Genomic DNA, 22,271 nt, shown 5'->3' on the forward strand with positions numbered 1-22,271 from the left:
CACACAAGTGTCATTCAGCCGACACAAAGGAGTTACCATGATTGATGTTGTTGATCTGTCGCGATTGCAATTTGCATTTACAGCGATGTATCACTTCCTATTTGTTCCACTGACTTTAGGTATGGCATTTCTACTTGCCATTATGGAGTCAGTTTATGTAATGACTGGCAAGCAAATTTACAAGGACATGACTAAGTTCTGGGGTAAATTGTTTGGTATTAACTTTGCTCTTGGTGTAGCGACAGGCTTAACCATGGAGTTCCAGTTCGGTACTAACTGGTCTTACTATTCTCACTATGTTGGCGACATCTTTGGTGCTCCGCTGGCTATCGAAGCGCTTGTTGCATTCTTCCTAGAGTCTACTTTTGTTGGTCTTTTCTTCTTCGGTTGGGACAGATTGTCGAAGCGTCAGCACTTAGCGGTAACGTGGTTAGTAGCTCTTGGCTCTAACTTCTCAGCGCTTTGGATCTTGGTAGCGAACGGCTGGATGCAAAACCCAGTGGGTGCGGAATTTAACTTTGAAACCATGCGTATGGAAATGGTGAGCTTCGCTGAAGTTGTCCTAAACCCAGTAGCGCAGGTTAAATTCGTACACACAGTAGCGTCTGGTTACACTACGGGTGCAATGTTCATCCTTGGTATCAGCTCATACTACATTCTTAAAGGTCGTGACCTTGCCTTTGCTCGTCGTTCTTTTGCGATTGCAGCATCTTTCGGTATGGCGGCGATCTTGTCAGTAATCGTACTAGGTGATGAATCTGGTTACGAGCTTGGTGAAGTTCAAAAAGTGAAGCTCGCTGCGGTAGAAGCCGAGTGGCACACTGAAGAAGCACCAGCCGCATTTACTGTTTTTGGTATTCCAAACCAAGAAACAATGAATACTGACTACGCAATTAAAATCCCATACGTAATGGGCATCATCGCAACGCGTTCGCTTGATACTGAAGTAACGGGCCTACGTGACTTACGTGATGATCACGTTGATCGTATCCGTACTGGTATGTACGCATACGAGCTACTTGAAAAGCTACGTTCAGGCGATAAGTCTGAAGAAAACATCGCAGCGTTCGACGAAGTGAAAGGTGACCTAGGTTACGGTCTGCTTCTTAAGCGCTACACAGACGACGTTGTTGATGCAACAGAAGACCAAATCCAAATGGCTGCGGATGATTCTATCCCAACTGTTTGGCCTCTATTCTGGTCATTCCGTCTGATGGTTGCTTGTGGCTTCATCATGCTGTTTGTATTCGGTGCGGCGTTTGCTCAAACGTGTCGTCAGAAGATCGAACAGAAACCATGGGTACTTAAAGCGGCGCTATTCTCAATCCCACTACCTTGGATTGCAATTGAAGCAGGTTGGTTTGTTGCTGAGTTTGGTCGTCAGCCATGGGCGGTTGGTGAAATCCTACCGGTTAACGTGGCTGCATCAGCACTGACTATTGAACAGCTTTGGACTTCTCTATTCGCGATTCTTGCACTGTACACAGTGTTCTTGATTGCTGAAGTTTACCTAATGCTGAAATTCGCACGTAAAGGTCCAAGTAGCTTAAAGACAGGCCGTTACCACTTCGAACAAAACGATAACTCTGTTGAAGACAAAGTTAGCCGTTCAGTCGAAGTATAAGTGAGGGAATATTATGTTTGATTACGAAAGCTTACGACTTATTTGGTGGGTATTGATCGGTGTTCTACTGGTTGGTTTCGCCGTAACTGATGGTTTCGATATGGGTGTTGCAGCTCTTTCACCTGTTATCGGTAAGAGCGACACTGAACGCCGTATTATGCTAAACACGATTGCCCCTCACTGGGATGGTAACCAAGTTTGGCTTATCACTGCGGGTGGTGCATTGTTTGCTGCATGGCCACTGGTTTACGCAACGTCGTTTTCTGGTTTCTACTTCGCAATGTACGCGACGTTAGCAGCGCTTTGGTTACGACCACTCGCTCTTGATTACCGCTCTAAGATTGAAGATCCAAAATGGCGTAAAACTTGGGACTACGCACTTTGCTTTAGTGGCACAGTACCACCAATCATTTTCGGTGTGGCATTTGGTAACCTACTACAAGGTGTTCCATTTGAACTGAACGAATTTATGATGTCTAAGTACCATGGTACGTTCTTCGCTCTGCTTAACCCATTTGCATTGCTTTGTGGTGTGTTGGCTCTGATGTTGTTCGTGATGCAAGGTGCAACATGGCTTCAAATGAAGACAACAGAAGAACTGCACAGTCGCGCTCGTAATGTTGCTCAGATCACTGGCCTAATTGCTATTGCTCTGTTCATTATTGGTGGCTTCTGGGTTCAGTCTATTGAAGGCTACGTAATCACTAGCACGATGGACACGTTTGCTGATTCAAACCCACTAAACAAAGAAGTATCACTTCAAGTTGGTGCTTGGATGACAAACTTCGAAACGTATCCAGCAATGTGGGCTGCACCGATTCTTGGTGTAGTAATGCCACTGCTTGCTGTGATTGCATCTCGCTTTGAGCGTGGTGGTTTCGCATTCTTGTTCTCAAGCCTATCTAACGCTGGTGTTATTTTAACGGCTGGTTTTGCAATGTTCCCATTCGTAATGCCATCAAGCCTGAACCCTAGCCATAGTTTGACTATGTGGGATTCAACAGCGAGTGAGCTAACGCTTGGTCTTATGACCGGAGTTGCGGCGGTAATGGTTCCTGTGATTCTTGGCTACACAACTTGGACATACTACAAAATGTTCGGTCGTCTAGATAAGAAACACATCGAAGATAACGACGTTTCAGCTTACTAAGCTAGAAGTTAAATAACTTAGGAGAAATTTTATGTGGTATTTCGCATGGATTTTGGGTGTACTTCTAGCATGTGCATTCGGCATCATCAATGCTCTATGGTTAGAGCATTCAGAAATGATGGATAAAGACAGTGAGTAATCTCGCGGAGCAAATCGCTAAACTGCATCAACCAATGGATAAGACTCTGTTAAGAGCTTTATCCCTCGTATTGGGTTTCATGCATGTTGGTTTAGTGATGTGGGATCCTGAAGCGTATGCGACAAGCATCGGTGGCTTTAACGCGATCATCGGGCCAATGTTTATTTGGGCAGTGTGCTCAAGCATGGTTTACGGTATCGGGTTTAAGCCTAGAGCTTGGATGTGGCAGCTACTGTTTAGCCCATACGTTTCACTCACAATTTTGCTCTACCTAACGGTGTTGCGCCTTTTATAAAAGGCAGAAGATTTAGGTTCATAACGACGTGAACCTTTATACTTGTTGGGTTTTTAGCCAAAAAGAGGTCATCTTATACAGATGGCCTTTTTTTTCGTCTATTAAATCAAAAAATTCACAGCGATATACTATTAATGATAAGGAGTTAGGTTATAGTGAGATCTTTATCGTTTTGGATTGTGGTATCAAATTGCAGGGAATATCTAAGCCATTTACGTGGCCAGTGACAGTGTATTACGAAGACACCGATGCAGGTGGTGTTGTATACCATTCAAACTATCTTAAGTTTTTCGAACGCGCTCGAACTGAGATGTTGCGCTCAATTGGCGTCTCTCAGCAAGTCTTGTTAGAACAAAATATCGGTTTCGTAGTCCGACATATGGACATTGATTTTATTCAAGGTGCGCGACTTGATGATTCTTTACAAGTCATTACAAATATTTACGAGTTGAAGCGAGCTACCTTGGTCTTCTGTCAAGAGATCGTAAATCCTGATGGCAAGGCATTGTGTAAAGCAATGGTTAAGGTAGCATGTATCGATAATCAAAAAATGAAACCCAAAGCAATGCCAACATTTATTCTCACGGAGCTAACGAATAGTGACTGCTGAAATCTCAATCTTAGGCCTAATTTTAGAAGCTAGCTTACTAGTTAAGATGGTCATGCTGATTCTTATGGGCATGTCTGTTGTTTCTTGGGCAATGATCATAAAAAGAAGTAAAGTATTATCTCAAGCTTCTAAACAAACTGACGTATTTGAAGATAAGTTCTGGTCAGGCGTTGATCTCGCAAAACTGTACCAAGAGAGCAATAAGCGCAAAGACGAGCTTTCTGGTACTGAAGAAATTTTCTACGCAGGCTTTACTGAGTTTGCTCGCCTTCGTAAATCGAATGCAACATCTCCTGACTTCATTATGGAAGGTACTGGCCGTGCAATGCGCGTAGCGGTTGCCCGTGAAGTAGACGAGCTAGAAACCAACTTACCTTTCCTAGCAACGGTCGGTTCTATCAGTCCATACATCGGCCTATTTGGTACGGTTTGGGGCATCATGCACTCATTCATCGCATTAGGTGAAGTGAAGCAAGCGACATTAGCAATGGTTGCTCCTGGTATTGCAGAGGCACTGATCGCGACAGCAATGGGCCTATTTGCAGCAATTCCTGCTGTTATGGCTTACAACCGCTTTAGCAGTCGAGTCGGTAAGCTAGAGCACAACTATGCGACTTTCTCTGAAGAGTTCCACAGTATTCTTCACCGTCAAGCGATGGCTGGCAGGGAATAATAGATGGCCGGATACCAACCTAAAAAACGCAAAATGACAGCAGAGATTAACGTTGTACCTTACATCGACGTTATGCTTGTTTTGCTGATTATTTTTATGGTGACTTCGCCATTCGTTACTCAAGGCGTCGACGTTGAATTGCCTAAGGCTTCAACGGCCCAGTCTGCACAAGATCTATTGGGTGACGACAATGCGAGCTTTATTATCGTTGAAGTGAACAAAGACGGTGAGCTTGGTTTGAGTGTGAACAACGAAGAAGTACAGCGTGGCTTATCAATGGAAGACATTATCGTCCGAGTGAAAGCCGAGCTGTCTCTTAAGCCAAACTCTCCAGTGGCGGTTGGTGGTGATGCCGCAACGCCTTACGCTGAAGTGGTTTTATTACTTGATGAATTAAGCCGTGCAGGTGTGCCAAAGGTTGGCCTATTAACGGATATAAGGGAATAGCTCCGTAGCATTCATGAAAGCGAATAATAAGAAATCCAATAATTTTAGATCACCGCTTCTTATCTCTCTTGGGCTGCACGTCATCTTATTCGTTGCGCTTATTTGGGGGGCGGATTTCACAATGTCGGAACCAAAGCCTACTGGGCAGATGGTTCAAGCCGTGGTGATTGATCCTCAGTTGGTTCGCCAACAAGCTCAACAGATTCGTCAACAAAGAGAAGCGGCGAGTAAGAAAGAGCAAGAGCGTCTAGACAAACTAAGACGCGAAAGCGAACGACTTGAAAAAAATCGTAAAGCTGAAGAAGAGAACATTCGAAAGCTGAAAGAAAAGCAAGCTAAAGAAGCGAAAGCCGCTCGCGAAGCGGAAAAGCGTCGAGTTGAAAATGAAAAACAACGTAAAGTTGAAGAGGCTCGTTTAAAGCAAGAACAAAAGAAAGCCGCTAAAGCAGAAGCTGATCGTAAATTGAAAGAAGCAGCGGTTGTGAAAGCGGAAAAAGAGCGCAAAGCCAAAGAAGTGGCGATAGCTAAAGCTGAACAAGAACGCGTGGCAAAAGAAAAGGCCGCGAAAGAAGCTGCAGATAAAGCTCGTAAAGAAAAAGAAGCCGCTGAACGTGCTGAAAAGCAACGTATAGCGAAAGAGAAAGAAGCGGCAGCCGCAGCGGAGAAAGCGCGCAAAGCAAAAGAAGCTGCAGCAAAAGCTGAAAAAGAGCGTAAACAGCAAGAAGCAGCATTGAACGACATCTTTGCTGGGTTGGAGACTGAATCGACTCAAAACTCTTCAGCAAGACAACAGTTTATTAGTGATGAAGCACAGCGTTACGGCGCTATTTATACCCAACTGATTCAGCAGAACCTGTTGTTAGAAGACAGCTATAGAGGGCGGTCATGTCGAGTGAACCTTAAGCTGATTCCAACGGGCTCTAACGCAATATTGGGTAGCTTAAGTATCTTAGATGGCGATAGCCGTTTATGTGCAGCAACCAAGCGTGCTGTGGCGCAAGTGCAATCTTACCCGTTGCCGAAAGACCCAGACATTGTGAAATCACTGAAAGACATTAACTTAACTGTATCACCAGAGTAAAAGGACGAACTTGTGTTAAAGAAACTATTACTGAGTTTTGTTTTCTTAATAGCTACAAGCAGCCAGTTTGCACACGCGGCACTGGAGCTGGTTATTACAGACGGTATTAACTCCGCAAGACCTATCGCTATTGTCCCTTTCCGTTGGGAAGGTGCAGAGCCATTGCCACACGATGTATCAGCGGTTATTGCTTCTGACTTACAACGCAGTGGTAAATTCAGCCCAGTAGCAACAAGCAAAATGCCCCAGACGCCTTACAGCGAAAGTGAGGTGGATTTTGATGCTTGGACTAACTTAGGCGTTGATTCATTGCTAACAGGTAGCATCACTAAAAATGCCGAAGGGCAATATGTAGTCAACTATCAACTGATCGACATCGTTCGTGGTCAACTGACCAAAGGACAAAGCCGTGCGTTAAGTGATGAGGGCCAACTGGTACTTTCTAAAGACCACGTGTTGTTCAATAAGAAAGCGACAGTTCCTGGTAAACGCTTGAGAGAGTACGCACACCGTATTTCTGATTTAGTTTATGAAGAACTGACTGGCGAGAAAGGTGCGTTCTTAACACGTATCTCTTATGTGGTAGTGAACGACAAAGATAAATACCCATACCAACTTCGTGTTGCTGACTACGATGGTTTTAACGAGCGCTTGGTACTTCGTTCTAAGCAACCTCTAATGTCACCGGCATGGTCACCAGACGGCAAAAAGCTTGCTTATGTGAGTTTCCAAAATGGCCAAGCTGAAATATTCATCATGAATATTTACACGGGTGAGCGTGAGAAAGTCACGTCATACCCTCGTCATAATGGTGCGCCAAGATTCTCGCCAGATGGTAAAACATTGGCATTGGTATTGTCTAAAACAGGCAGCCTTCAGGTGTACACACTTGACCTTGCTAGCCGTAAGCTGACTCAAATTACCCGCGGCCGTTCTAATAACACGGAACCATTCTGGTACCCAGATGGCAAGTCTCTTATTTTCACATCGGATCGTGGTGGTAAACCACAGATTTATAATGTAAATTTGTCCAATAATTCGACATCTCGTATTACTTGGCAAGGTAGCCAAAACTTAGGTGGCCAGATCACCCCTGATGGTCGATTCCTAATCATGGTTAATCGTAGCAACTCAGGTTTTAACTTGGCTAAGCAAGATTTGGAAACCGGTGCGGTTCAGGTGCTAACAAAGACATTGTTAGATGAATCTCCAAGTATTGCACCAAATGGAGGTATGGTTATCTATAGCTCTATTTACAACAAAACTAACGTACTATCGATGGTTTCTATCGATGGCCGTTTTAAAGCTAGATTACCGGCAACCAACGGACGTGTAAGAGCGCCTGCATGGTCACCGTTCCTCTAGGTAAAGTGATACATTCTTTTAGCTATTGATAGTGTTAACTATTGTGGCAATTAACTATCTATAGCACTTAGTCGCTGTAGAAACTAAGTTTGATAACGTAAGGAAAAAAAGATGCAACTTAACAAAGTTCTTAAAGGCTTGATGATTGCACTACCAGTGATGGCAGTAACGGCATGTAGCTCAACTGATGAAGCAACATCTGCAACTTCAGGTACTGAAAGCAACCAAACAACTTCAGGTTCAGAAGGCAACGTAGACACAACTGTTGTAACGCCAATTGATGCTAACGCTCAACTGTCTGAGCAAGAGCTTAAAGAGCAAGCGCTACGCGAAACTCAAACAATCTACTTTGCATTCGATAACTCTACTATCGCTGGCGACTACGAAGAAATTCTAGCAGCTCACGCAGCTTACCTAAGCAACAACGTTGACATGAACGTTACTATTGAAGGTCACGCTGACGAACGCGGTACTCCTGAGTACAACATCGCACTTGGCGAGCGTCGTGCACAAGCTGTAGCGAAATACCTACAAGCTCTAGGTGTTCAAGCAGACCAAATCTCTATCGTAAGCTACGGTGAAGAGAAGCCACTTCTTCTAGGTCAATCTGAAGATGTGTACGCTAAAAACCGTCGCGCAGTACTAGTTTACTAATTTTAGTCGACTATATAATTGAGGAATTGCCTCATGTTCAGTAACACAAAGCGAGTCATTTTGCTTTCGTTACTGGCAAGTGCAGCGAACACTACGTTCGCTGCACCAGCTCCAGTATCCGATCTCAATAGCACCGCAACCAATTCATCATCTTCCTCTCGAGCAGCGTCTGCATCTAACGAATCAGATATTGAGCGCTTAGAGCGCCTGCTTCAAAATCGCAATCTCGTTCAGCTTCAAATGCAACAGCAAATCGACGACATGGCACTGGAAATCAGTGAACTTCGTGGTGAGCTGGAACGAAACAGCTACGATATGAAGCAAATGCTAGAGCGCCAACGCGAACTGTTCATTGAACTGGACCGTGTGAGAGGCGAGGTGAAAGCAGCAGGAACGGCAACGATAGCAGTAGCGGCGAGCGAAGGCTCTAAAGACGCTTCTGGTACGTTCAGTACTGATGTGGATGAGCAAACCGCTTATCAAAACGCTGTAGATATGATTCTAAAGCAACGAGACTACACGGGTGCTATCGCAGCATTTCAAAAGTTTCAAAAAGACTTCCCAGATTCAACCTTTACACCTAACTCACACTACTGGTTAGGTCAGCTTTATTTTGCTAAGAAGCAAGATAAAGAAGCAGTGAAGAGCTTTGCCGCTGTTGTGTCATACAAAGACTCAAATAAGCGAGCAGATGCACTGGTTAAGCTTGGTGACATAGCTGCACGCAACAACAATGCGGCGCAAGCTAAGAAATATTACCAACAAGTCGTTACCGAGTACCCAAACAGTGCTTCGGCTAAAGTGGCTAAAACCCACTTGTAAAACAAAATAGGGGTGCTCAGGTACCTCTTTTTTATACCTGTTCACTCCCGTTTAGTGTCTACTTATCTTCTTTATGATGCCAACACATCGCCTTGTTTATGCGTTTTAGGCATTAGCTATTCACTGCTTGCAACCAATCCTTTTTGATCCCAATCGCTGTCCTGTGTAGAATACTCTAATCCTCGGAAGAAGTTGCGTAGAGCAAGAGCAATGAGTCATATACTAGATAAAATCGATACAGTTTACCCGTTTCCGCCTAAGCCAGTTCCATTGAGCGACGCTCAGAAACAGGCCCACATCGCAAACATCAAAAAACTACTTCAAGAAAAAGATGCAGTTCTAATTGCACACTACTACACCGATCCTGAAATTCAGGCTCTGGCAGAAGAAACTGGTGGTTTCGTTGGCGATTCATTAGAAATGGCTAAGTTTGGTAACCGTCATTCAGCAAGCACTTTGATCATCGCTGGTGTTCGTTTTATGGGTGAGTCTGCAAAGATCCTTACCCCTGAAAAACGTATTTTAATGCCAACGCTTGAAGCTGAATGTTCACTTGATCTTGGCTGTCCTGCGGATAAGTTTACAGAATTTTGTGATGCTCACCCCGACCACACAGTGGTTGTATACGCGAACACCTCTGCGGCTGTTAAAGCACGTGCAGATTGGGTCGTTACGTCGAGCATCGCTTTAGAAATTGTTGAAAGCCTAGACGCTGAAGGCAAACCCATTATTTGGGGGCCAGACCGCCACCTAGGTTCTTACATTGCAAATCAAACTGGCGCTGACATGTTGCTTTGGCAAGGTGAGTGTATCGTTCATGATGAGTTTTCAGCTGATGCTCTGAAGAAAATGAAATCGGTCTACCCAGAAGCGGCTATTTTGGTTCACCCAGAATCACCAGCAAGCGTGGTTGAGCTGGCTGATGCTGTGGGTTCAACAAGCCAACTGATCAAGAAAGCGAAAGAGCTGCCTCATCCACAGATGATTGTCGCGACAGACAAAGGTATCTTCTTTAAGATGCAGCAATTGGTTCCTGAAAAAGAGCTGATTGAAGCGCCGACTGCGGGTGCTGGTGCAACTTGTCGCAGCTGCGCACACTGTCCTTGGATGGCTATGAATGGCCTTGAAGCGATTGAAAATGCACTTGAGCATGGTGGTGAGCAACACGAAATCTTCGTTTCTGACGAATTACGCGTTAAGTCTCTTATTCCATTGAACCGTATGCTAGATTTTGCAGAGCAGTTAAATGTGCAGGTAAAAGGTAACGCGTAAGCCGTTCTTTTATCTAACGTACGAAAAACCAGCCAATAGTGCTGGTTTTTTTGTACCTGAGTATAGGGCGACCATATCAATCTTGTGGTCATGTATCTTTTTCTGATGATACATCTTGTTGATATCGCGTATTTTTTCTAGCATGTAACTAAGAGAAATGGATTAGAGGCTCGAATGATAATCTGGTTACAACTCAAACGCTGGATCAAAGCAAACATCTTTGTTTTGAATGGCAAAAACTTACTGTTCACTTTTCTTGGCTACATAGTTCTATCGTGGTCGATGCTGTATTTGGCGGGTGAAACAGATTTAACCAGTTCGGTTACCGTATTTGCTTACTACTTGGTGGTGACGGCTTCTACAGTTGGTTATGGTGATTTGTCACCGACCACGGCTGCGGGGCAGTGGATAGTCATTCTATTTGTGATTCCGGGTGGACTCAGCCTTTTTGCCGCATTACTCGGTAAAGTGGCAACAGAAGGTGTTGAATATTGGCGAGCGGGCTTGCTAGGGAAAAGGAGAGTTAGAGTGGACAACCACATTTTGATGTTGGGATGGAATGAACAAAGAACTATTCACCTCATCCGCATGCTGCAACACGAAGAAACGGGTAAGCGACCAATCGTATTATGTACTCGTTCAGATATCGAAAACCCGTTACCCGGTGAAATCAATTTCGTCAAAGTAAACAGCTACACCGATGGAAAAGAGATGGAGAAAACGGGTATTGAGTCTGCGAGTTGTATCCTGATTGATAACCCAGAAGACGACATTACCCTGTCTGCGGCACTTTACTGTGCTAACCGAAATCCGAAGGCTCACTTACTGGTTTATTTTAAAGATGAAGCGTTGAGCGACCTGCTACACAAACATTGTCCAAACTCTGAATGTATTCCGGCTGTGGGTGCAGAGATGCTAGCAAAGGCTGCGGTAGACCCAGGTTCAAGTGCGCTTCATCAAGAGCTATTGAGCTCAACAAGAGGTATGACACAATATTCAACGTATTTCCCTGAAGACGCTGAGCCTGTCACCGTCGCGCCTATTTTCTCTGTGTTTAAAGAGAAGTACAAAGCAACGCTGATCGCGATTGATACGGGGGATGGTATTGAACTTAACCCAGAACTAGACCAAGTTGTCAGCAGCGGTACTAAACTATTTTATATCTCCGACGAGCGAATTGATGACTTCGATTGGAAAGGCTTCTAGATCTATTATTTTAATCTCGTCCAAAAACGAAAAAAGGCCTCATTGTGAGGCCTTTTGGGTATGTATAAAGCTAACTTTTATTGAGCTTCAGCCAGGGCAATACCACGCTGCGTTAATCCGCAAAGCATGACAGGAACAGCGTTGAAGATCTCTTCGAATTGCTCTAGGCCTTCGATGCCTTGCTCTGCAAGTGTCGCAATTGACGTTTCTGGATCGTAAAGCATGCTCAGTGAAAGCAACACACCGCCCACGAGTGCGTTGTCTTCGCTCTCTTCAGGCATCAATGTTTCCCAGTCATCACGGGCGATCTGCCAGCCTTGAAGTAAGCCTTCACAGAAATCGCGAGCAGCGGTATTCACCACTTCTGCATCATCCAATTGGCAAGCTTCAGGCCAAACCCACGTTCCTTCAATTAGCTCAGGACGTGTTTTATTCCAAAGCGTGATGATAACTTCAATGTAGCTCTCTAGCTGCTCACCATCCGTAAAAGGCGCGACTTCTTCGCCACCCCATAAGAACGGTAGCCACTCATGAGGGGTTAACACATTAGGTGCCGCAGCCATTGCAGTGACAAATCCCATTGTTTTGTGTTCTGTGATTAGCTTTCCTTCCAACTCTGGAAGCGCAAGAATATCTTGTAAAGTCAAAGTGAGGTACCGTAAAAGGGAACATATTTGCGCTTATAGTACCAATGAACTTGTGCCAATCAAGCTTCAATCTAAAAAGGCTTGATGTCATGGATGATAAACACTAGGTTTAACAGAAAAGAAAACAATAAAAGAATTATGCAGATACGGTCGTCTTTAAAGAAAAAAAGTATGGTAGCGCTTGGGTTATACCTTGCGATGTTTATTGCCATTGTCGGTAGTGTGACGTATTACGTCGTAGAATCCCCTGTGCGCGCCAAATTACAACAAAACCTCGACTTGCGTACGCAACTTTTATCCGCATTGATTACAGAGCCGCTCAGCAGCTCTCAAGGCTTTGTTGATAGTCTAGTTGGCTTTGCTCAAGCGCATCGTAACGGTGATGATGTTATTCCGCTCTTTAAATTCATGTTGGCGGCGAGCGACGATACGATCGTCAGTGCTGGAATTTGGCCTGAACCTTATGCGCTTGACCCTAAAAAGCTTCTTAACAGCCACTTTTTCAATAAAGCCGACGATGGGAAAATTGATCAGCTGTTTTCTTACAACAACCCTAAAAACACCCCTTATCAAGAAGAGTATTGGTACACCTCTGTAGTCAACAAAAAACAAGGAACGATCTCTTGGAGCGATGTCTATATCGACCCATACACACACGTTCGAATGATTACGGCTTCTTCCCCTTATTATTACGACGGTACTTTTGCCGGTGTTGCGACGGTGGATCTCTCACTTGAAGAGTTGCTAGGCTTTATCAAGAACCACGCCGAAGAATACAATCTTGGCATTATGCTCAGAGATAAGCTCAATCAAGTGTTGGTTTCGCATAACTTCAATCTCGTTGAAGGGATCTACATCAGTAGCAATCAATTTGGTGATTTCGGTTGGCAAGTGGATGTAGTTAATTCTAAGTCACGTGTAGCAGACGAAGTATTTCGTCAGGTGATGAGTATTGAGGGCGGTATTGTTCCGCTATTGCTACTTTGTGTGATGGCGGGCTATTACTTATTGAACCGTTATTTGATTAGTCCAATTACAACGATTGCCGCACAGCTAGATAGCTCGAAAGCAGGCGAAATCATAGATGTTGACTACTCAAGTGAAGACGAAATTGGTCACTTGATTAAAACGTTCAACGAAAAGACCATTTATCTTGAAGCGGAAAAGGTTAAAGCTCAGGCATCCACCAATGCAAAAACCGCTTTCCTTGCGACCCTGTCACATGAAATTCGTACCCCTATGAATGGGGTATTGGGTACTGCTCAGATCCTATTAAAAACGCCTCTAAATTCTGAACAAGAGAAGCATCTTAAGAGTTTGTATGAGTCTGGTGATCACATGATGACCTTACTTAACGAGATCTTAGACTTTTCGAAGATCGAGCAGGGAAGGTTGGATCTTGATGAGACTCGCTTCCCACTCGATTCGATCATCGGCAGTATCAACAGTGTCTACTACACACTCTCTTCAGAGAAAGGGCTGCAATTCAAAGTGTATTCTGAGGTGCCTTCTGGTCGTTGGTACTTCTCAGATAAAGCACGTCTACGACAAATCTTGTTTAATCTTTTGAACAACGCGGTCAAGTTTACTTCCAGAGGCTTTGTCGAGGTGTACTTGAAAGAAGTCATAGAGGGGAGTGACACCTATCTTAGTATTCGAGTTCGCGACACCGGAATTGGTATTTCTAAGGAAGCTCAAAAGCGTATTTTCAAACCTTTCGAACAAGCGGAGTCTTCCACAACAAGGCGTTTTGGCGGCACAGGCCTTGGCTTAGCGATAGTGAAGAAAATTGCCCAACTCATGGATGGCAGTATTACCGTCACCAGTGAAGAAGGGATAGGCACGAGCTTTGATGTTCGCTTGAAGATTCAGCCATGCCAGCCTGGCGAGATAGAGAGCTTGCCACATAAGAAGTTGGACTACTCAGGCTTAAAAGTATTGATTGTCGAGGATAACCGAACGAATACGGTGATCATTGAAACCTTCATGAGCAGCAAAGGTTTCACTTGTAAGAGCGTCGAAAATGGTGAACTTGCAATACAAGCCGTGGTTGCCGAGCGCTTTGATTTGGTACTCATGGATAACCATATGCCTGTGATGGATGGCGTTGAATCAACCACTGCGATTCGTGCTTTGATAGGTGATGTGTCATCGGTACTGGTATTTGGTTGTACGGCTGATGTCTTTAAAGAGACTCGCGAACGTATGCTGGGGGCGGGTGTGGATTACATTATCGCTAAGCCGATTGATGAGCGTGAACTGGATGACGCCTTGTTCCGCTATTCAAATAAGCTTTACCAATACCATGAAGTAAAAGCGGATTCTCTCGAAAGCCAAGATGTAAAAAAACACGACTCGATAAGTAAAAGCGAGTCACTGCCTAAACCTGATCTGCGAAATAAAGATAACACCGAAGAGCTATTGGTGACGCTGTATGTGGCGCTAGAAGACAACAACCTAGAACTGATTCAATTTGCACTAGAGAGTCTACGTGCCCACGTTGAACCTATGAACAACGCTGAACTTACTGAACAAGTCGATAAAGCGCTAGAGCAGGTTTCTTTAGGAGCACCACCTACACAAGATGTCATTAATATCATTACCGTAAATCTACCGATGGCCTAAATGTTGTTTAATTACGGTAAGTAAATGACGAATTGTCTAATATTTGACCTTGGTTTGATTTTTTGGTGGAAGCCACTGCTTTTTAAGAGGTTTTTGGTTGTTAATTTACAACTTGATTTTTAATTTGGAATATATGACTGCTAATCTTATGATTTAATAGCGACATTATCTGGTAGGGTGTAAATACACCTTGTTTATATGTTACTAATTCACTCAATAGGCAGTGATATATTTTAGGTTTGGCGTCGATGAAGTCTCGTGGTCCATTTTGTATTCGAAACGCAGCTGCGGATACATTTGCTATGGTCGTTTTCTGTTTTATTTCAGGCATGATCGTAGAAGTGTTTATTTCTGGTATGACATTTGAGCAGTCTCTCGCTTCTCGAACGTTATCTATCCCAGTGAACATTGCTATTGCTTGGCCTTATGGTCTTTTTCGTGATTGGTTTTTACGTAATGGTGCAAAGCTTTCACAAAGTTCGTTGATGAAGAATATTTCTGACCTTTTAGCTTACGTGTTGTTCCAGTCGCCTGTGTATGCCGGTATTTTATTGGCGGTGGGTGCTTCAAGCGACCAGATCGTTACGGCTGTAACCAGTAATGCGGTTATCTCGTGTGGTATGGGCGTACTTTATGGCTACTTCCTAGATATGTGCCGTAAATGGTTTCGAGTTCCGGGCTACTACCAACAAGCTTAAGAAAAGCAACAAGCGTAAGTGCAGCGAAAGAATGAAATTTGGTTTGTTTTTGATCTAATGAGTTAATTTGTAATCGAACAAACTGAAAAAGACACTTTTTTTGACAAAGCCCCTTGACCAAAGCAAGTAGAATCAATAAAGTAGCGCCTCGTTGAGTGACAAGCTCAACACACAATCTGTGGAAGGATGGCTGAGTGGCTTAAGGCGCTCGCCTGGAAAGCGAGTATACGTTTATAGCGTATCTGGGGTTCAAATCCCCATCCTTCCACCACTATTCAAAACCCTAGCAGAAATGCTGGGGTTTTCTCGTTTTAGAGCCCCTATATTTCACGTCATCTACATCCATCCCTAGTATCAGTTCCTTTAATCATTTCTTTATAGTTATTTCCTCTATCAATGCCGTCGCAGATTGAACCATATTTGGTGTTTTTATCATCGATAAACGCTTGATCTTTTGGCATGAATCTAGATTATTAATAGTACGAAATATTATTAATAATCTAACTATTAGGAATCCATTACCCCATGACAGAAACCCTAGTTTCTCCAATGCTCTCTTTTACTATCGCGATTTCGTTACTGTTTATCGGTAAAGGTTTGATTGAACGATCTGAAGTATTAAGAAAGTATTCACTACCAGAGCCTGTGATTGGTGGCTTTGTTTGTGCTGCGACCGTAGCGGCGCTTTACTATATTTTTGAAATCCAAATCACCTTTAGCCTAGATGTCAGAGACTTTTTACTTCTCTACTTTTTTGCTGGTATCGGACTCCAAGCGGATATTAAGACACTGATTAAGGGTGGGCGTCCGTTGTTCATTCTATTGTTTCTTGCTGCCGTCTTTATCGTTCTGCAAAACGTGGTCGGGATGGCTGTAGCTTCTGGCTTTGGAATGGATGCGAAAGCAGGCTTGCTGTCCGGCTCTGTTAGCTTAATAGGCGGCGTAGGTACAACGTTAGCGTGGGCGCCAATGTTTGTGGAAGAGTTTGGTATCGCTAATGCGCTAGAGCTAGGTGTGGCGTCAAATACGGTTGGTTTAATTGCTGCGTGTGTGATTGGTGGTCCAATTGCCAACTACCTACTAAACAAGCACAAAGTGAGCCCATCCAATGAAGAAGAAGTGACAGTTGGTGCATACCAAGAAAGTGAAACTCGCACTGAATTGAGCCATTACGGTGTCTTGTGGGCGTGGTTGATTCTCAACTTAACGCTGATGCTCGGTTACAGCTTGAGCGAAGTTATCGATTCGATGGGCTTAAAACTGCCGTTATTCGTAAGCTGCTTAATTGCCGGTATCCTCATAGGAAATATTGGTCGAGCATTGTTCAAGAAGCGCCGTACACAAGAGAAAATTGCTCAAGGCCGCAAAGGCTTAGCGATGATCTCTGACATCTGTTTAGGTATGTTCTTGACCATGGCCTTGATGGGGCTGCGTATCTGGGATCTCGATGGACTGTTTGGCTATATCTCTGTTGTCATGAGTATCCAGATCCTGCTTTCACTGCTGTTTACGATATTTGCCGTTTATTACCTAATGGGGCGAAACTATGATTCTGTGGTGATATGTTCAGGCTTCGGTGGTATCACTCTTGGCTCGACAGCAACTGCAATTGTTAACATGACCGCGGTAACTCACCGCTATGGCGCAAGCCCACAAGCATTCATTGTGGTGCCATTAGTGTGTGGATTCTTTGTTGATTTGATTAACGCGTTAGTGATCAGTTTCTTTGTTGGTCTGTAGTGACTTCCTAGTACTTTCTTGTCATTAACTAGAGACAACTCTCAGTAGCTTGCTCGATTGAGTGAGCGCTTTGATTCTTGGGTGACTAGCTCGAAAATACGCCATATTTTTCTATCAATCTGTATCTTTTGTCTACTAATTTTTGAGAATATCGTATTTATTAAACCTTATATTTTCATGCTGACCGCTTCTTCCTCTCTATTCTTTTTTGTAGTTGTAATATTATAAATAAGGTTGACTTTTCGTGAGGGAAATCTCTTACGATCATATTTATAATATCTTCGATTTTTGTTTTTTATTCTAAATTAATTAAAAACTTTGATTGTTTTCAGTGTAAATAATAAACACAAATTAAGCTTTTAGTATAAAAATTTCAATTAGTTTATTGTTATGGTTTCTTTGTGATGGGCGTTGAAATAGTTTATTTTTCAACCGTACATCTACTTATTATGATTTTTATCACACTTATAAAAAATATAATAAATTAAATTTTACGGTTTTTTTTGTTTTCTGATTAAAAGATTAAGTCAATTTAAACAGTTGGTTATATTGTTGCTTTTGTCATTTGCGTTTCTTGGTGAGTGTTAATTGAACAGAGAAAAAATTAACATCATAAATTTTTGATCGAAAATTAACCATTCTGCTGGTGTGGTAATTTGAATGTTATTAAATGAAGATATAACATGCCGGCAAATTTATTAGACCTTGATGCCATATGTTTACAAATATAAAAAAAATCCTTGTACTTTTTGTGTTTTTTGGGATCGCTTTTACCACTGGCTGTCAGTCAACTAAGCCAACTTGGTATTCGAAACCTCAAGCAGATACTAGCGAGTATATCTATGCGGTGGCACAGGCAAGAACTCTGTCTCACGCAAAAAAAATTGCAGTGAACAATATTAATGAGAAGCTTTGGACTCAAGTTGAATCTTCTTTTTATATGCGTGAAACCGCGCGTGACACGAATGGTACCGGGTTTTCAAATAGCTTAGTAGACAACAAAGTAAATACGAAAACCGAATCATTGACCCTTAATGGTATTGAATATGTACAGATGGAAGAGAACGCTCTCGGGGCATTTGTCGAAGTTAAAATAAAGAAGAATTTAGTGACTCAGCAGTTAATACGTGAAATTCAAGATATTAACCGCAAAGCACAGAGAGAAATCGCAGCCCTAAAACATGAAGATAAACTGCTTTGGTGGCTGGATAACCGTAACGCACATCAAACGCAGCAGGATGCATCAGTGCGTATTGCGATGTTGTCGCCTTTAAACCCGACCTATCAAGCTGACATCAGTTCAATTGAACAACTGGTTGTTACTCATCAAAAAGTAAGCAGTGAGATCAATATTCGCCTTTCGTCTGATCGAGAGTCGAGCAAGGCCGTCCAGTTATTAGGCAACCAACTTTCTGTATTTAATATTGCCACATCGACATCTAAGAAAAAGAACCAAACACATATTCTGAAGGTGGATTCAGAGCGACGAAGAAATAAAGTAGGTGATGCATTTATTTCAACACTGGTTTCGAATATCAAAGTTGTCAACATGAATTCGAAAACAGTATCTCGCAGTGAAATTATTTCTACGGGTAATTCTGTCACTAATTACACATATGCCGACGAAGGGGCTGCTCGCCATTTCGATGAGCAAGTAAAAGAAAAAGGGATTTGGGCAGCGCTAGGTTTAATCAAATAGCAAACTCCAGATTCTAAAAAAATAAAATAAAACAAACATGTTCGGAGCGAATAAATGTTAAAGAAAACGTTAATGGCTAGCGCTGTACTGGCAACTTTGTCTGGTTGTGCGTCAGTGAGTGAAGTATGTACGCCTGATACACGCGTAGAAATCGAAGCCGCTGACATTCAGTTGCCTTCTTCAGACGATACTAAGGTGGTTGTTCTTCCAGTTGACCTTGAGTTCAAAAATTCGGCATCGAAAAAGATGCAGGCAGCAATGCGAAATGCATTAGAAACTCAAATCGATGAAACCGGTGCAAACCTTGTTGACCGTAAAATTGCCAACAAAGCAAAAAGCGAAATTAAACTAGCAGAGCAGAGTGGTCGCCTAAGCAGCAAAGGCGTTCCAATTGCTGATTATGCAATCATCACGGAAATTACCAGTGCCGACCTAAGCACGTCATTCAGTGAGCGTCGTACTTACGAGAATGATGAAGGTGAAACTAAGGTTGTTCCAGCGTCATGCAGTTATGATTTTGATGTAGAAGCGATTGCGAAAGTAGTGGCGTTACCAAGCATGGAAGTGATGAAGCGTATTAAACTTGAAGGCGATTTTTACTCGTCTTCAGAGACCAGCAATTCTCGTTGCCCGGTAAGTGAATCAGGTTACGGCGCAATGGCTGCGAAAGCGGCTGCAGAAGCCGTAAAGTATTCTACTGACTTGGGCAAAATGTTGGCGGCAAGTGCTCCGGTTTTAGAGATGCGCCAGTGTGCAGCTGGGACTCAAGTACGTGTTGCAATGGGCAAACAAAAGAAAATTAAACCGGGTACAGATATTCTGTTTTCAAATGCAATGAAATCGATGGAAGGCGAAACTGAAATTTTCCCAATCGGTGAAGGCTACGTTGTAAACAACGAAGTTAATGCGGTGACCGACAAGTACTCTTGGGTTGTGATTGACGAAGAAGTCTCACTAAAAATGAAAAAAGGCACAATGGGTAAAGTCGACGCATCAAGTATAGAGTGCGCAATTACTGATATTCCATGCCAACTGGAAAAAGCTGAAAGAGCCGTTAAGGAAATCTAATAACTTATGAAAAAATTACTTATTGCTATCTCATTGGTAACAGTTTTAGCTGGCTGTCAAAGCAACAATGCGACCGTTAAAGAGACGCAAAACTTTGCGCCTTGTACTTTCCCTGATGCACCTACTGTATCAGCTCCGGGTTGGATCTGCGATGTGATTCCTACTGATATCGCTACTGCTGCCAAGGGCTACGCAAAGAAAAGCGCTGCGGGTATGAGTGTTATGCGCAAGATTGCTGTAAATGATGCGCGTGTAAACCTTGCTGCTGAATTCGAAACTGACGTAAGCAACTTATTCCAAGCTGCGACAGAGGGCGTAACATCAACCTCTTCTGCTGAAGGTTTAACGTTAGTAACAGAAGAAGTTAAAGAGACGTTTGAAAATATCACTAAGTCCGTAGTGAACAAAACGCTCACAAACAGCCGTGTCATTGTAAGTCAAGCTAGCCCTACTGGTGGCTTGTACGTTCTAGTTGGCATGGACCAAGCGGCTTATGATGCGAACATGAATAAGGTTATCGACGAAGTCGGTGGTGAAGATTCTGCACTTTGGGATCAATTCAACAACGAGAAAGCAGCTACAGATCTTGCAGCGGCATTCGATGCTTTGAAAAAATAATCGTGGTATGACGATTAGTTAAAGTGAAAAGGCCGCCGATTGAGTGGCCTTTTGTTTCTATGTATTTTAGGACGAGACAATGCAATCTCGGAGTTAGTTATGTATAAAACGATCACCAAAACAGGGTTAGCGATAGCAATCTCTATGGCAATTAGTTTCCCTACGCTTGCTGTGTCAGATAACCAAAAACAGCAGTTAAACAATGCAGTGGTTAATGCCAGTCAATCCCAAGAAGAAAGGCTCAAAGAGTTCCATGCTTATGTAAATGCGTATTTGGATGAGTATGAACAATGGCGTGACGAATACACCAATCAGCTTGATGAACGTCGTACAGACCTTATTAAAACGTGGGGTGAAGGGGAGGTTTCTTCTCAAACCACACAAGTTGAATACTCCCAAGGTGATCAAGTTAAAACCGCTGTGGATTATGAAAATAATACGGCGACCGTTTCTGTTTTAGTTGATAAAGACAGTAGTGCAGAAGAGATTGATGATCTTGTAAAGGGAATCCCGGTAGAAGTTGCAGGGCAAGTGGTAGAGCTATCAGACTTTAAAGCTCAAGACCACGAGGTTTTGTACTCTTGGGAAAAAGAGCAAGAAGAAAAGGACTTTGTAATCGAACAGACGCAAAGTCAAATGAATGAGCTTGATGTTCAAGCTGAGCGTCTTATTCAATCAAACACGGGCATTCCAGATTCATTCATTTATCAGCGTGCTCACAACAAAAAACTGGCACTCCTGAGCAAAGCGCAACAGCGTATTGCAGCACAGACTAAGCTGTACGATGAAATGCGTGCTAAACACGGAATTGAAGTAACACGACTAGAACCTCAGGTTGAAATCGTTGAACTGGTTGAAAAAGTAGAATCCCCTAAGGAAGTCGTGAAATCAGAGCCAGTTGCAGAACCAAAGCAACCTTCGAAAGTGGTTCAAATGACCGTAGAGGACGCAGCTGAAAAAGCACCTGAAACTCACGCTGTGAAACCTAAGCCTGTAGTGGAAGTGGCTGCTACGCCAGTGAAACCTAAAAAGGTGGTCACCTACAAAGTTAAACTTCCTGAAAACAGCTTAAAAGCGCGTGCAAGCAAGTACAGTTCTTTAGCTGAGAAAGAAAGTAAAAACTGGGAAATAGATGCAGCACTGATTATGGCAATTATGCATTCTGAATCCGCTTTTCGCCCTGATGCTAAATCACACGTACCGGCGTTTGGTTTGATGCAAGTGGTACCAACCAGTGCGGGGCATGACGTGAACAAACAAGTTCGCAATATCGATGCGCCAATGAAGGTTTCGGACTTGTATCAGCCTGTCATCAATGTTGAAACCGGTACCGCTTATTTGGATATCCTAAACAGTAAGTATCTGCGTAAGATTGAGAATGATGAAAGTCGTTTGTACTGTGTGATTGCGGCTTATAACACTGGCGCTGGTAACGTTGCCCGGGCATTCAACAAAGATCGCTCAACGAGTATCGGCAAAGCATCCAAAGTGATCAACAAAATGACTCCACAAGAGGTGTATAACCACCTAGTTGCGAAGTTGCCATACGATGAAACGAAAAATTACTTGAAGAAAGTGAACAGCCGTATTGCATTATATAAGTAAAGCTTTTTGAAGCACTTGCGAAAAGCATGTGCTTTAACTTTTTGAAGAGGTGAGATTAAATATGTTTAAGATTTTCGCTTTATTTTTCATCGCTATTGGTATTTACCTAGGCCTTAATTACAGCGACGAAATTGAAGATATCATGGACACTGATGCTTTTGAGCGAGTGCAGGAACGTGCTGAAGACGGCAAAGATGCATTGATGGATACAATTGATGAGATTAAAGGTTAAA

At 43.1% G+C, this 22,271-nt stretch carries 22 protein-coding genes and 1 tRNA gene; 22 read left to right on the plus strand and 1 reads right to left on the minus strand.

Going from position 1 to position 22,271, the window contains the following annotated elements; all coding sequences use genetic code 11:
- The first annotated feature begins 37 nt into the window (after positions 1-37).
- From cydA to AACT19_RS19140, 13 genes are all read left to right on the plus strand, one after another.
- Complete coding sequence (gene cydA / locus AACT19_RS19080; protein ID WP_076648166.1) at positions 38-1,624, plus strand: cytochrome ubiquinol oxidase subunit I; 1,587 nt, start codon at positions 38-40, stop codon at positions 1,622-1,624.
- Positions 1,625-1,637: 13 nt separating this feature from the next.
- Positions 1,638-2,774, plus strand: a complete 1,137-nt coding sequence (gene cydB, locus AACT19_RS19085; protein WP_017078181.1) for a cytochrome d ubiquinol oxidase subunit II — start codon at positions 1,638-1,640, stop codon at positions 2,772-2,774.
- Between the two features lie 31 nt (positions 2,775-2,805).
- Positions 2,806-2,913, plus strand: a complete 108-nt coding sequence (gene cydX / locus AACT19_RS19090; protein WP_000270284.1) for a cytochrome bd-I oxidase subunit CydX — start codon at positions 2,806-2,808, stop codon at positions 2,911-2,913.
- Complete coding sequence (ybgE, locus tag AACT19_RS19095) at positions 2,906-3,208, plus strand: cyd operon protein YbgE (RefSeq protein WP_017055065.1); 303 nt, start codon at positions 2,906-2,908, stop codon at positions 3,206-3,208. Before cydX ends, ybgE begins: the two co-directional genes overlap by 8 nt.
- A gap of 172 nt (positions 3,209-3,380) precedes the next feature.
- The gene (gene ybgC / locus AACT19_RS19100) at positions 3,381-3,818 is read left to right on the plus strand and encodes a tol-pal system-associated acyl-CoA thioesterase (protein ID WP_017078182.1); all 438 of its coding nucleotides are present in this window, start codon (positions 3,381-3,383) and stop codon (positions 3,816-3,818) included.
- Positions 3,808-4,491: a protein TolQ gene (tolQ, locus tag AACT19_RS19105; protein ID WP_004736480.1), complete on the plus strand. Its 684-nt coding sequence runs from the start codon at positions 3,808-3,810 to the stop codon at positions 4,489-4,491. The genes ybgC and tolQ overlap by 11 nt, the downstream gene beginning before the upstream one ends.
- Before the next feature lie 3 nt (positions 4,492-4,494).
- Positions 4,495-4,938, plus strand: coding sequence for a protein TolR (gene tolR / locus AACT19_RS19110; protein WP_004736481.1), 444 nt, complete (start codon positions 4,495-4,497; stop codon positions 4,936-4,938).
- Positions 4,939-4,951: 13 nt separating this feature from the next.
- Positions 4,952-6,019 carry a cell envelope integrity protein TolA gene (gene tolA, locus AACT19_RS19115; protein WP_017089570.1) on the plus strand — a complete coding sequence of 356 codons (1,068 nt, stop codon included), beginning with the start codon at positions 4,952-4,954 and terminating at the stop codon, positions 6,017-6,019.
- A gap of 12 nt (positions 6,020-6,031) precedes the next feature.
- The gene (gene tolB, locus AACT19_RS19120) at positions 6,032-7,384 is read left to right on the plus strand and encodes a Tol-Pal system beta propeller repeat protein TolB (RefSeq protein ID WP_017078184.1); all 1,353 of its coding nucleotides are present in this window, start codon (positions 6,032-6,034) and stop codon (positions 7,382-7,384) included.
- A 111-nt stretch (positions 7,385-7,495) separates the two neighbouring features.
- On the plus strand, positions 7,496-8,038 hold the full coding sequence (gene pal / locus AACT19_RS19125; protein WP_004736484.1) for a peptidoglycan-associated lipoprotein Pal: 543 nt from the start codon (positions 7,496-7,498) through the stop codon (positions 8,036-8,038).
- Positions 8,039-8,071: 33 nt separating this feature from the next.
- Complete coding sequence (gene ybgF, locus AACT19_RS19130) at positions 8,072-8,860, plus strand: tol-pal system protein YbgF (RefSeq protein ID WP_076648169.1); 789 nt, start codon at positions 8,072-8,074, stop codon at positions 8,858-8,860.
- A 210-nt stretch (positions 8,861-9,070) separates the two neighbouring features.
- Positions 9,071-10,132, plus strand: a complete 1,062-nt coding sequence (gene nadA / locus AACT19_RS19135) for a quinolinate synthase NadA (RefSeq protein ID WP_004736488.1) — start codon at positions 9,071-9,073, stop codon at positions 10,130-10,132.
- A 174-nt stretch (positions 10,133-10,306) separates the two neighbouring features.
- Positions 10,307-11,338 (plus strand): potassium channel protein, encoded by a 1,032-nt coding sequence (locus tag AACT19_RS19140; protein WP_076648172.1) that lies wholly within the window; start codon positions 10,307-10,309, stop codon positions 11,336-11,338.
- A gap of 77 nt (positions 11,339-11,415) precedes the next feature.
- On the opposite strand, the gene AACT19_RS19145 is transcribed toward AACT19_RS19140, so the two are convergent.
- On the minus strand, positions 11,416-11,985 hold the full coding sequence (locus AACT19_RS19145) for a UPF0149 family protein (RefSeq protein ID WP_017083925.1): 570 nt from the start codon (positions 11,983-11,985) through the stop codon (positions 11,416-11,418).
- Between the two features lie 138 nt (positions 11,986-12,123).
- Here AACT19_RS19145 and AACT19_RS19150 point away from each other — a divergent pair, with 138 nt between their 5' ends.
- The 9 genes from AACT19_RS19150 (at position 12,124) to AACT19_RS19190 (ending at position 22,270) form a co-directional block, all read left to right on the plus strand.
- The gene (locus AACT19_RS19150) at positions 12,124-14,610 is read left to right on the plus strand and encodes an ATP-binding protein (RefSeq protein ID WP_445286124.1); all 2,487 of its coding nucleotides are present in this window, start codon (positions 12,124-12,126) and stop codon (positions 14,608-14,610) included.
- 248 nt (positions 14,611-14,858) lie between these two features.
- Positions 14,859-15,308 carry an L-alanine exporter AlaE gene (locus AACT19_RS19155; RefSeq protein WP_004736492.1) on the plus strand — a complete coding sequence of 150 codons (450 nt, stop codon included), beginning with the start codon at positions 14,859-14,861 and terminating at the stop codon, positions 15,306-15,308.
- 180 nt (positions 15,309-15,488) lie between these two features.
- Positions 15,489-15,579, plus strand: a tRNA-Ser gene (locus tag AACT19_RS19160).
- Positions 15,580-15,833: 254 nt separating this feature from the next.
- Entirely contained in the window at positions 15,834-17,048 is a 1,215-nt protein-coding gene (gltS, locus tag AACT19_RS19165; protein ID WP_076648178.1) for a sodium/glutamate symporter, read from the plus strand.
- Positions 17,049-17,763: 715 nt separating this feature from the next.
- Entirely contained in the window at positions 17,764-18,747 is a 984-nt protein-coding gene (locus tag AACT19_RS19170) for an LPP20 family lipoprotein (protein ID WP_076648181.1), read from the plus strand.
- Between the two features lie 54 nt (positions 18,748-18,801).
- Positions 18,802-19,815 carry a hypothetical protein gene (locus AACT19_RS19175; RefSeq protein ID WP_237296718.1) on the plus strand — a complete coding sequence of 338 codons (1,014 nt, stop codon included), beginning with the start codon at positions 18,802-18,804 and terminating at the stop codon, positions 19,813-19,815.
- A gap of 6 nt (positions 19,816-19,821) precedes the next feature.
- Entirely contained in the window at positions 19,822-20,433 is a 612-nt protein-coding gene (locus AACT19_RS19180) for a lipoprotein (RefSeq protein WP_076648187.1), read from the plus strand.
- A 99-nt stretch (positions 20,434-20,532) separates the two neighbouring features.
- Positions 20,533-22,038, plus strand: coding sequence for a transglycosylase SLT domain-containing protein (locus AACT19_RS19185; protein WP_076648190.1), 1,506 nt, complete (start codon positions 20,533-20,535; stop codon positions 22,036-22,038).
- 61 nt (positions 22,039-22,099) lie between these two features.
- Complete coding sequence (locus AACT19_RS19190) at positions 22,100-22,270, plus strand: hypothetical protein (protein WP_017062056.1); 171 nt, start codon at positions 22,100-22,102, stop codon at positions 22,268-22,270.
- The last annotated feature ends 1 nt before the right edge of the window (position 22,271 follow it).

Source organism: Vibrio sp. 10N.222.47.A9, from assembly GCF_963872585.1.
Classification (GTDB): Bacteria; Pseudomonadota; Gammaproteobacteria; order Enterobacterales; family Vibrionaceae; genus Vibrio; species Vibrio splendidus.